General features: G+C 65.7%; 7 protein-coding genes and 1 riboswitch. Of the genes, 2 read left to right on the forward strand and 5 right to left on the reverse strand.

Annotation, left to right across the window (positions count from 1 at the left end; all coding sequences use genetic code 11):
* Positions 1 to 135, reverse strand: a 135-nt coding sequence (locus G3N92_RS24165) for an FAD-dependent oxidoreductase (RefSeq protein ID WP_206130109.1), incomplete at its 3' end; no start/stop codon positions are given.
* A gap of 242 nt (positions 136 to 377) precedes the next feature.
* Positions 378 to 511: riboswitch (TPP riboswitch) on the reverse strand.
* A 281-nt stretch (positions 512 to 792) separates the two neighbouring features.
* On the opposite strand from G3N92_RS24165, the gene G3N92_RS24170 reads away from it, so the two are divergent.
* Positions 793 to 2,547 carry an ABC transporter ATP-binding protein/permease gene (locus G3N92_RS24170; RefSeq protein ID WP_206130103.1) on the forward strand — a complete coding sequence of 585 codons (1,755 nt, stop codon included), beginning with the start codon at positions 793 to 795 and terminating at the stop codon, positions 2,545 to 2,547.
* Between the two features lie 152 nt (positions 2,548 to 2,699).
* Here the strand turns inward: G3N92_RS24170 and G3N92_RS24175 are convergent, their stop codons facing one another.
* The 3 genes from G3N92_RS24175 to G3N92_RS24185 form a co-directional block, all read right to left on the reverse strand.
* Positions 2,700 to 4,166 (reverse strand): glutamate synthase subunit beta, encoded by a 1,467-nt coding sequence (locus G3N92_RS24175; protein WP_206130104.1) that lies wholly within the window; start codon positions 4,164 to 4,166, stop codon positions 2,700 to 2,702.
* 92 nt (positions 4,167 to 4,258) lie between these two features.
* Entirely contained in the window at positions 4,259 to 8,962 is a 4,704-nt protein-coding gene (locus G3N92_RS24180; protein WP_206130106.1) for a glutamate synthase-related protein, read from the reverse strand.
* A 282-nt stretch (positions 8,963 to 9,244) separates the two neighbouring features.
* Entirely contained in the window at positions 9,245 to 9,970 is a 726-nt protein-coding gene (locus G3N92_RS24185) for a transposase (RefSeq protein ID WP_206130107.1), read from the reverse strand.
* 195 nt (positions 9,971 to 10,165) lie between these two features.
* On the opposite strand from G3N92_RS24185, the gene G3N92_RS24190 reads away from it, so the two are divergent.
* Positions 10,166 to 10,897 (forward strand): OmpW family outer membrane protein, encoded by a 732-nt coding sequence (locus tag G3N92_RS24190; protein WP_206130108.1) that lies wholly within the window; start codon positions 10,166 to 10,168, stop codon positions 10,895 to 10,897.
* Positions 10,898 to 11,154: 257 nt separating this feature from the next.
* Here G3N92_RS24190 and G3N92_RS24195 read toward each other — a convergent pair.
* A partial coding sequence (locus G3N92_RS24195) for a glycerophosphodiester phosphodiesterase family protein (RefSeq protein ID WP_277396194.1) occupies positions 11,155 to 11,491 on the reverse strand: 337 nt, incomplete at its 5' end.

Below are 11,491 nucleotides of genomic sequence, written 5' to 3' on the forward strand. Positions count from 1 at the left end.
TGAGCCGGCCGCGTCGCCGCGTTCGTACAACGAGACGCGCAGCCCCGCGCCGGCGAGCCGCCACGCGATCAGCCGGCCGACCAGGCCGCCACCGAGCACGGCGACGTCGACGCGCGCACCGGATGCGCCGCTCATCGCCCCGCCTCCGCCCGCGCGCAGGCAGCCACGAAACACGCGACGCGCGCGTGCGCAGCGGCGGCCGGCCATAACTGGCAGCACGCGGCATCGAAAGCGAGGGGACACGACAGAGCAGGCAAAACAGACATGGGCTTCCTTCCGTAACGCGCGAGGGCGCAATCGAACGGACGAAACCAGCGGCCGGAGCCGACCGGACGGCACATGCCGATCACATCCAAAACGATGGCGGCGGGCGCGACCCGGTGGAATCGGAAACTTCCCGCGCCGGTATTACCCGGATCGGGTGCGAAGGGTCTCTCTCAGCCTTGCCGCCGCATCGCCATGCGATCCGTTACCGGATCGGGCTGGCAGCAAAGCACCCCTGTTTCGTCAGGCGGCCATTAGACCACAGAAGCCGAAACGCCCGCAAACCTCGGCCGGCGGCCGAAGCGCTCGTGCGCGCGGCGGCGCGGTGCTGGCACAATGACCGCCGACGCCCGGCCGGCCTTGCTGACAAAGCGCTTGCGGCGCCCCGCCCGCCGCGGTTAAGAGCCGTTTAAGCGATGCGCCGCACAATCCGCGGCGAGCCGCCGTCATATGGCACGATTTGAGGTGCGCCGCGTGCGCCCCGATACGATTAACCCCGGCATCGCGCCGCCCCACCGCAGGAAGCTCATGACATCCTCGTCCCCCGTCGCCGGCCCGGCGAACGACGCGCCGCCAGGCGAAGCCCGCATCTCCGCATGGAGCCTGATCAAGCCCTACTGGGTGTCTTCGGAATGGAAGACCGCGTGGGGCCTGCTCGTCGCGATCATCGCGATGAACCTCGTGATCGTCTGGATCAACGTCCGGCTCAACAGCTGGAACGCCGGGTTCTACAACGCGCTGCAGCAGAAGGACGCCGGGCAGGTGCCGCATCTGCTGCTGGTGTTCTCCGGCTACGCGTTCGCGTTCATCATCCTCGCCATCTACCGCACCTATCTGCGGCAGATGCTCGGCTTCCGGTGGCGGCAGTGGATCACCAACCAGGCGCTCGACGACTGGTTCGGCGACCGCGCGTTCTACCGCATCGAACGCGACCGCCTGACCGACAACCCGGACCAGCGGATCACCAACGACCTGAATTCGCTGTCCACCTCGACGCTCGCGCTGACGCTCGACCTGATCTCGACGGTCGTCACGCTGTGCTCGTTCGTGGTGATTCTCTGGTCGATCGCCGGCGCGCTGTCGATCCCGTTCGGCGGCTCGCAAGTCACGATCCCGGGCTACATGGTGTGGGCCGCCATGCTGTACGCGCTGGCCGGTTCCTACCTGACGCACAAGGCGGGCCACCCGCTCGTGTCGATCAACTACCAGCAGCAGCGCGTCGAGGCCGACTTCCGTTTCGGCCTGATCCGGATCCGCGAGAACGCCGAGCAGATCGCGTTCTTCGACGGCACCTCGCGCGAAAAGCAGAACACGCTCGGCCTGTTCGAGCGGATCCGCGACAACTGGTGGCGCCTGATGGCCTACACGCGGCGCATGAACTTCGTGCTGAGCTTCTACGGCCAGCTCGCCATCATCTTCCCGATCGCGGTGGCGTCGCCGCGCTACTTCGCGGGCGCCTACTCGTTCGGCGTGCTGATGCAGATCAACAGCGCGTTCGGCACCGTCAGCGATTCGTTCTCGTGGTTCATCAACAGCTACCCGACGCTGGTGGAATGGCGCGCGACCGTCAATCGTCTGCGCGAATTCAAGCGCATCACGCAGGCCTCGCATCTGAAGGAATCGCTGTCGCCGGCCACCGAGCACGGCGGCATCAACCTGCATCTGGTCGACACCGAGGCGCTGACCACCTCGGGCCTGCGCCTCGCGCTGCCCGACGGCCGGCCGCTGTCGACGGTCGGCGACCTGACGATCGAGCCCGGCTCGCGCTGGCTCGTGCGCGGCCCGTCGGGCGCGGGCAAGAGCACGCTGATGCGCGCGCTGGCCGGCCTCTGGCCGTTCGGCGACGGCGCGATCGATGCGCCGGTGGGCGCGAAGATGATGTTCGTGCCGCAGCGCAGCTACCTGCCGATCGGCACGCTGAAGGCGGCGCTCGCCTACCCGTCGGCGGCCGAGCGCTTCGGCGACGACGAATGCCGCGCCGTGCTGCGCGATTTCGGCCTGGACGATTACGCGACGCGGCTCGACGAATCGAACCACTGGACGCAGGTGCTCTCGCCGGGCGAACAGCAGCGCCTGGCCGGCGCGCGCGCGCTGCTGCACAAGCCCGATTACCTGTTCCTCGACGAGGCGACCAGCGCGCTCGACGCCGACAACGAAAGCCAGCTTTACGGCCTGCTGGCCGCGCGGCTGCCGGGCGCGGCGATCGTCAGCATCGCGCACCGCGAATCGCTGGCGGCGTTCCACGACCGCACGCTCGAGATCGAGCGCGACGCGGCGGCTTGAGTCGAACCGCGCCGGCGGATCGACGCGGACAGCACGCCGCGCCGATCCGGCGAACGCGACGCACCAACGAAAAGAGCACGCCCTGGGGCGTGCTCTTTTTTCATGACGTCCGGTACGGCGAGCGTATCGCCCGCCGCCCGGTCATGCCGCGATCAGCGCGGCAGTTCCGAATGGCCCATCAGGAACGCGTCCACCGCACGCGCGCACTGACGGCCTTCACGGATCGCCCACACCACGAGCGACTGGCCGCGGCGCATGTCGCCGGCCGCGAACACCTTGTCGACCGAGGTGGCGTACGAACGCTCGCCTTCCGTGGCCGCACGGGCGTTGCCGCGCGCATCCTTGGCGACGCCGAACGCGTCGAGCACCGGCGCGGCCGGTTGCGTGAAGCCCATCGCCAGCAGCACGAGGTCCGCCTTCAGTTCGAATTCGGAGCCCGGCACTTCGCTCATCTTGCCGTCCTTCCATTCGACGCGCGCGGCGATCAGCTTCTCGACCTTGCCGTTCTTGCCTTCGAGACGCTTGGTGGCCACGGCCCAATCGCGCTCGCAGCCTTCGTCGTGCGACGAGGACGTGCGCAGCTTGATCGGCCAGTACGGCCACACCATCGGCTTGTTTTCCTGCTCGGGCGGCTGCGGCATCAGTTCGAACTGCATGACCGACTTCGCGCCGTGACGGTTCGAGGTGCCGACGCAGTCGGAACCCGTATCGCCGCCGCCGATCACGATGACGTTCTTGCCCTTGGCCAGCAACTGGTCGGGCAGGCTGTCGCCGGCGTTGACGCGGTTCTGCTGCGGCAGGAAATCCATCGCGTAGTACACGCCTTCGAGCTCGCGGCCCGGCACCGGCAGGTCGCGCGGCGTTTCGGAGCCGCCCGCGATCACGATCGCGTCGAACTCGTCCTTCAGCGCGTCGGGCGAGATGGTTTCCTTCGCCAGGCTGCCGATCGATTCCGGCAGCGGATCCTTGCCGATGAACACGCTGGTGCGGAACGTCACGCCTTCGGCTTCCATCTGGCGCATGCGGCGGTCGATCAGCCACTTTTCCAGCTTGAAATCGGGGATGCCGTAGCGCAGCAGGCCGCCCACGCGATCGTTCTTCTCGAACACGGTGACGTCGTGGCCGGCGCGCGCCAGTTGCTGCGCGGTGGCCAGGCCGGCGGGGCCGGAACCGACCACGGCGACCTTCTTGCCCGTCTTGTGCTCGGCCGGCAGCGGCTTGACCCAGCCTTCGGCCCAGGCCTTGTCGATGATCGCGTGCTCGATCGACTTGATGCCGACCGGATCGTTGTTGATGCCGAGCGTGCAGGCCGCTTCGCACGGCGCCGGGCAGATGCGGCCCGTGAACTCGGGGAAATTGTTGGTCGAGTGCAGCACCTCGATCGCGTTCTGCCAATCCTGGCGATACACGAGATCGTTGAAGTCCGGAATGATGTTGTTGACCGGACAGCCGTTGTTGCAGAACGGAATGCCGCAATCCATGCAGCGTGCGCCCTGGATCTTCGCGTCTTCGTCGGACAGCGCCGCGACGAATTCCTTGTAATGCTTCACGCGGGTGAGCGGAGCCTCGTACGCCTCGTGGCGGCGTTCGAACTCGAGAAAACCGGTTGCCTTGCCCATAAGGTTCTCGTCTGAATCGGGGTGGTTCGGGGAGGGATCCGCGCCCGCCGCTGGCGGCGGGCGCGATCGCTAATTCGTATGGATCGGTTGCGTCAGGCTGCGACGGCGGCTTGCTTGGCGGCCTTTTCCGCCGCCATTTCGCCGAGCGCGCGCTTGTATTCGTGCGGGAACACCTTCACGAACTGGCGGCGCGCCGCGTCCCAGTTTTCCAGCAGCGACTTCGCGCGCGGCGAGCCGGTGAACTGGAAGTGACGCTCGATCAGCCCCTTCAGCAGCGCTTCGTCGGTCAGGCCCGTGTGCCAGAGGCCACGGTCGACGGTGCGTTCCTGTTCGGCCTGCTGCAGCACCGGATCGAGCGCGACCATCGCCTTGTTGCACTTGGCCGCGAACGTGCCGTCCGGATCGTAGACATAGGCCAGGCCGCCCGACATGCCGGCCGCGAAGTTGCGGCCCGTCTCGCCGAGCACGACCACCGTGCCGCCCGTCATGTATTCGCAGCCGTGGTCGCCCGTGCCTTCGACGACCGCCGTCGCGCCCGAGTTGCGCACGCAGAAGCGCTCGCCGGCCACGCCGCGGAAGAACGATTCGCCTTCCAGCGCGCCGTACATCACCGTGTTGCCGCAGATGATGTTCTCTTCCGACTTGCCGCGGAAATCGTTGGTCGGACGGATGATGATGCGGCCGCCCGACAGGCCCTTGCCGACGTAGTCGTTGCCGTCGCCGACGAGGTCGAGCGTGACGCCCTTCGCGAGGAAGGCGCCGAAGCTCTGGCCCGCCGTGCCCTTCAGCTGGATGTGGATCGCGTCGTCGTCGAGGCCGTCGCGGCCGTACTTCTTGGCGATCACGCCCGACAGCATCGCGCCGACCGTGCGGTTCACGTTGCGCACCGGCTGGATGAACGACACATGCTCGCCGTTCTCGATCGCGGCCTTCGCCTTTTCGATCAGCGTGTGATCGAGCGCGCGCTCGAGGCCGTGATCCTGCACGTCGAGGTGACGCGTCGAGGCGTTCTCGACTTGCGGCTGATAGAACACGCGCGTGAAGTCGAGGCCCTTCGCCTTCCAGTGCTCGACGCTCTTGCGCGTGTCGAGCAGCTCGGCGCGGCCGATCAGGTCGTCGAACTTCGCGATGCCGAGCTGCGCCATGATTTCGCGCACTTCCTCGGCCACGAAGAAGAAGTAGTTGACGACGTGTTCGGGCTGGCCCGAGAACTTCGCACGCAGCACCGGATCCTGCGTCGCGACGCCGACCGGGCAGGTGTTCAGGTGGCACTTGCGCATCATGATGCAGCCTTCGACGACGAGCGGCGCCGTCGCGAAGCCGAACTCGTCCGCGCCGAGCATCGCGCCGATCGCGACGTCGCGGCCCGTCTTCATCTGGCCGTCGGCCTGCACGCGGATGCGGCCGCGCAGGCCGTTCAGCACCAGCGTTTGCTGCGTTTCGGCGAGGCCCAGTTCCCACGGCGTGCCGGCGTGCTTCAGCGACGACAGCGGCGAGGCGCCCGTGCCGCCGTCATGGCCGGCGATCACGACGTGATCGGCCTTGGCCTTGGCCACACCGGCCGCGACCGTGCCCACGCCCACTTCCGACACGAGCTTCACCGAGATGCTCGCGACCGGGTTGACGTTCTTCAGGTCGTGGATCAGCTGCGCCAGATCCTCGATCGAGTAGATGTCGTGGTGCGGCGGCGGCGAGATCAGGCCCACACCCGGCACCGCGTAACGCAGCTTGCCGATGTATTCCGAGATCTTGTGGCCCGGCAGCTGGCCGCCTTCGCCCGGCTTCGCGCCCTGCGCCATCTTGATCTGGATCTGGTCGGCCGACGACAGGTACTCGGCGTTGACGCCGAAGCGGCCCGACGCGACCTGCTTGATCTTCGAGCGCAGCGAATCGCCATCCTTCAGCGGGATGTCGCGCACGACTTCCTCGCCGATCACCGAGCGCAGCGAATCGCCGGCCTTGATCGGGATGCCGCGCAGTTCGTTGCGGTAGCGGTTCACGTCCTCGCCGCCTTCGCCGGTGTTCGACTTGCCGCCGATGCGGTTCATCGCGACGGCCAGCGTGGCGTGCGCTTCGGTGCTGATCGAGCCGAGCGACATCGCGCCGGTGGCGAAGCGCTTGACGATGTCCTTGGCCGGTTCGACGTCGTCGATCGGGATCGCCTTGGACGGATCGACCTTGAACTCGAACAGGCCGCGGAACGTCATGTGGCGCTTGGTCTGATCGTTGATCAGGTGCGCGTATTCCTTGTACGTCTGGTACGAGTTGCTGCGCGTCGCGTGTTGCAGCTTGGCGATCGAATCGGGCGTCCACATGTGGTCTTCGCCGCGGATCCGGAATGCGTACTCGCCGCCCGCGTCGAGCATGTCGCGCAGGATCGGGTTGTCGCCGAACGCGTCGAGGTGCAGGCGCAGCGCTTCCTCGGCCACTTCGAACAGGCCGATGCCGCCGACCTTCGAGGCCGTGCCCTTGAAGTACTTGTTGACGAGGCTGCTGGCCAGGCCGACCGCTTCGAAGATCTGCGCGCCCGTGTACGACATGTACGTGGAGATGCCCATCTTCGACATGACCTTGTACAGGCCCTTGCCGACCGCCTTCGTGAAGTTGTAGATCGCCTTCTCGGCCGACAGGTCGCCCGGCAGGCCTTCGGCCATCTTGGCGAGCGTTTCCATCGCGAGGTACGGGTGAACGGCTTCCGCGCCGTAGCCCGCGAGCAGCGCGAAGTGGTGCGTTTCACGCGCCGAGCCGGTTTCGACGACGAGGCCCGTGCTGGTGCGCAGGCCCTGGTCGACCAGGTGCGAGTGGATCGCCGAGGTGGCCAGCAGCGCCGGGATCGCGACGGTATCCGCGTCGGTCTTGCGATCCGACACGATCAGGATGTTGTAGCCCGACTTGACCGCGTCCACGGCTTCGGCGCACAGCGAGGCCAGACGCGCCTCGATGCCTTCCTTGCCCCAGGCGGCCGGGTAGCAGATGCTCAGTTCGTACGAGCTGAACTTGCCGCCCGTGTACTGATCGATCGAGCGGATCTTCGCGATGTCCTTGAAGTCGAGCACCGGCTGGGCCACTTCGAGACGCATCGGCGGGTTGACGTTCTGCGTGTCGAGCAGGTTCGGCTTCGGGCCGATGAACGACACGAGCGACATCACCATGTTTTCGCGGATCGGATCGATCGGCGGGTTGGTGACCTGCGCGAACAACTGCTTGAAGTAGTTGTAGAGCGTCTTGTTCTTGTTCGACATCACCGCGAGCGGCGAGTCGTTGCCCATCGAACCGATGCCTTCCTCGCCGCTGACGGCCATCGGCGCCATCAGGAACTTGAGGTCTTCCTGGGTGTAGCCGAACGCCTGCTGACGGTCGAGCAGCGTCGCCGCCGAACGGCGTTCCGCGGCGACGTCCTCGCCCTTCGCGTCGATCTCGTCGAGCTTGATGCGCACGGCGTCGATCCAGCTCTTGTACGGCTTCGCGTTCGAGAGGTTGTCCTTCAGTTCCTTGTCGTCGATGATGCGGCCGTGTTCCATGTCGATCAGGAACATCTTGCCCGGCTGCAGGCGCCACTTCTTGACGATCTTCGACTCGGGGATCGGCAGCGTGCCGGCTTCCGAGGCCATGATCACGAGATCGTCGTCGGTGACGATGTAGCGCGCCGGACGCAGGCCGTTACGGTCGAGCGTCGCGCCGATCTGGCGGCCGTCCGTGAACGCGATCGCGGCGGGGCCGTCCCACGGCTCCATCATGGCGGCGTGATATTCGTAGAACGCGCGGCGGTTGTCGTCCATCAGCGTGTGCTGTTCCCACGCTTCCGGAATCATCATCATCATCGCGTGGACGAGCGGATAGCCAGCCATCACGAGCAGTTCGAGACAGTTGTCGAACGATGCGGTGTCCGACTGGCCCGGGTAGATCAACGGCCAGAGCTTCGGCAGGTCGTCGCCGAGCACGTGCGAGGCGATCGCGCCGGTACGGGCATTCAGCCAGTTGACGTTGCCCTTCACCGTGTTGATTTCGCCGTTGTGGGCAATCATCCGGTACGGGTGGGCCAGTTCCCAGGCCGGGAACGTGTTCGTGGAGAAGCGCTGGTGGACGAGCGCCAGCGCCGACACGACGCGCGCGTCCTGCAGGTCGCGGTAGTACACGCCAACCTGGCCGGCCAGCAGCAGGCCCTTGTAGACGATCGTGCGCGCCGACATCGACGGCACGAAGTATTCCTTGCCGTGCTGCAGCTTGAGCGCCTGGATGCGGTGGCTCGCCGTCTTGCGGATCACGTACAGCTTGCGTTCCAGCGCGTCCGTGACGATCACGTCCTTGCCGCGGCCGATGAAGATCTGGCGGATCAGCGGCTCGGAAGCCTTGACCGTGGGCGAGATCGGCATCGTCGAATCGACCGGCACGTCGCGCCAGCCGAGCACCACCTGGCCTTCGGCCTTGACGGTGCGCTCGAGCTCCTGCTCGCAGGCGATGCGCGAGGCGCTTTCCTTCGGCAGGAACACCATGCCGACCCCATATTCCCCTTCCGGCGGCAGCGTCACGCCCTGCTTGGCCATGTCTTCGCGATAGAACGCGTCCGGGATCTGGATCAGGATGCCCGCGCCGTCGCCCATCAGCGGATCGGCGCCCACCGCGCCGCGGTGATCGAGGTTTTCGAGAATCTTCAGGCCCTGCTCGACGATCTCGTGGCTTTTCTTGCCCTTGATGTGCGCAACGAAGCCGACGCCGCAAGCGTCGTGCTCGTTCTGCGGATCGTAAAGACCTTGCGCGGCGGGAACCGCGCCCTGCGGCTCTTGGTGGTCGTTCATGGGGACACCGTCTGAGTAGGGGCCTTGCGGCCGTTGAATCAAGTGCTTGTCGCCCGCCGCTTCGGCGGCGGCGTGGCGGGCTGGCGCCGGGCACACTTTTGCCCGGCATGCCGGAAATCGGAATATACGCGACGAATCAAAGGAATAGCAACAAAAACCGTTTGATCTGACACTAATTACTTCAATGCTTCGATAAGGTGCCTTTTTATTAGGGCCGTATCGATTTGGTGCAAAAAAAGGGCGGCACCCGAAGATGCCGCCGTGGTCCCCCCGCTGCCGTTATTACTGATGGGCGGATGGGTTGTGCGGACCATTGTTTTCACGTACCTTACGCGGCCGCCCGCGGGGCAGCGGCGAGACGCGGCGGTTCGCGGTGCGCGCCGCCCACTCCCGGTACGTTTCGCTGCCGAGCACCCAGCCCTTGAGCGTGGCCTGTTGCAACTGATCGGTCTGGCGCTCGTCGAGCGGCTGCTCGCACAGCTCCTTGTAGGCGCGCTGCCGCTCGAACGGCGTGTTGCCGAGCGCCCAGTACAGCGGGTGATCGGTGATCAGGCTGTCGACGGTCAGGCCGATATGGTGACGGTAGCTCGACCAGCGGTACGCCTCGGCCGCCTGCGCAAGCTGCGCGCGCACGGGGCTCAACTCCACCACGCGGCTCGCCAGCAGGAAGTAGCGCTCGCCCTCGATCACGGTGGCGCGATAGCGGCCTTCCCACAGCGTGCCGCGGCGCGAATAGCGTCGGTTGAAATGCGCGACATAGCGTCGGCCAACCGCCTGCATCGCCTTCGGCAGGCTTGCCTCGTCGCTGGGCGTGACGAGCAGCTGAACTTGTCGCGGCAGCAGCACATAGGCATGCACTGCCAGTTGATGATCGCGCGCCGCCGCCTTCAGACAATCGATGAAAAGCTCGTAATCCTGATCGTCGACGAACGCCGGTTGCTGATCGAGGCCGCGCAGGATGACGTGCTGCGGCTGATCGGGAACGTAGAGTCGTGCTAGCCGTGCCATGCTGAATGTCCGTTTGATCGCGTTAGGAAATACCCGAAGGCCCGAAAGACTGCATCCGCGCAGAGCCCCGCGCGGCAGGGAGGATTCGTACGTTCGTGCGAATCCTAGGGAGATTGCTCTAGCTTACAAGCCTGTTCCGTTTGAAACGCCGTGGTCATAATGAGCACGCCTTTTTATCGAGGAGGAGACAAACTGATGAAACAACAATTGGCCATTACGGGGACCGTTGCACTTGCACTCATGACTGCCGGCTCCGCCGCGCAAGCGCAATCGGCTGGAAGCTTTTACGTCACCACGGGCTGGTTTCATCTCGCCCCCCAGGATTCGAGCGACCCACTCAAGATCATGAGCGTGGGCGGAACCCCGGTGAATCAATCGGTCGCAAATACCGGCGCCGGCATTTCCGACGCCGACACGCTCGGCTTCACCGCCGGCTATTTCGTGACCGACCACATCGCTGCCGAGTTCGTCTATGGGATCCCGCCAAAGTTCAATCTGGAAGGCAAGGGATCGCTGAGCCAGTTCGGCACGCTCGGCCGCGCCTACCAGTGGAGCCCGGCCGTCCTGCTCAAGTACTACTTCAACAGCGCCGAGGCGAAATTCCGTCCGTACGTGGGCGTCGGCGCCTCGTACATCTACTTCACCGGCGCGAAGATCACCAACACGAGCTTCGAATACGGCGCGCTCGGCGGGCCGACCAGCGCCAAGACCAGCAACCAGTGGGCGCCGGTGTTCAACGCCGGCTTCAACTACAACTTCAACAAGCACTGGTTCGCGGGGCTGTCGATCTCGTACATCCCGGTCAGCCTGACCGCCACGCTGACCACCCAGCGCGCCAGCCAGGTCGGCACGCTCACGCAAACCTCGCAGGCCCACATCAAGCTGAACCCGATCGTGAGCTACGTGAACGTGGGCTACCGCTTCTGACCGGCGTGCTTCTAAGCGTAGTCGAATATTTGGGGAATGGTTAATTTCGCTGCAATTTGTAGCGATTTTTTCCTGACGTTACGAAAGCGGGATGCGAACGTGCTTTGCATCCCGCTTTGCATGGTGTATTTCGACCGTCGCTGGCGCGAATTCGATATTTTTATTTTTCGCCAGATTGGGTTCCGGCCCGAAAAACATTCTCTTTCGAGGCCATCCTCGATACCGGCATCCGCCGGATACCAAGCGAATCGCGCGCGTCAGCCTTGCGCCGTCGCGAAATCGGGACCGATCAAATCGATGCGATCGGTGCAGATCAAATCCACGCCCCAGGCCATCAGTTCGCGCGCCCGCGCCGGATCGTTGACCGTGTAGGCCAGCGTGCGCAGCCCGGCCGCGCGGATCGCGGCCACGCGCGCCGCGTCGAATTCGCGGTGGTTCGCGTGCAGCGCCACGCAGCCGAGCCGCGTGGCGAGCCCCTTCCAGGGGCCCGGCAGCGTGGCGAGCAGCAGCCCTGCCCGCAGCGCCCGCGCCTCCCGCTGCGGCGCCGCCCGCGCCTCCCCCCACAACCGCGCCAGCAACGGCGGCAGGGCCGGC

Origin of the sequence: Burkholderia sp. Ac-20379 (assembly GCF_017104645.1) — a bacterium.
GTDB lineage: Bacteria > Pseudomonadota > Gammaproteobacteria > Burkholderiales > Burkholderiaceae > Burkholderia.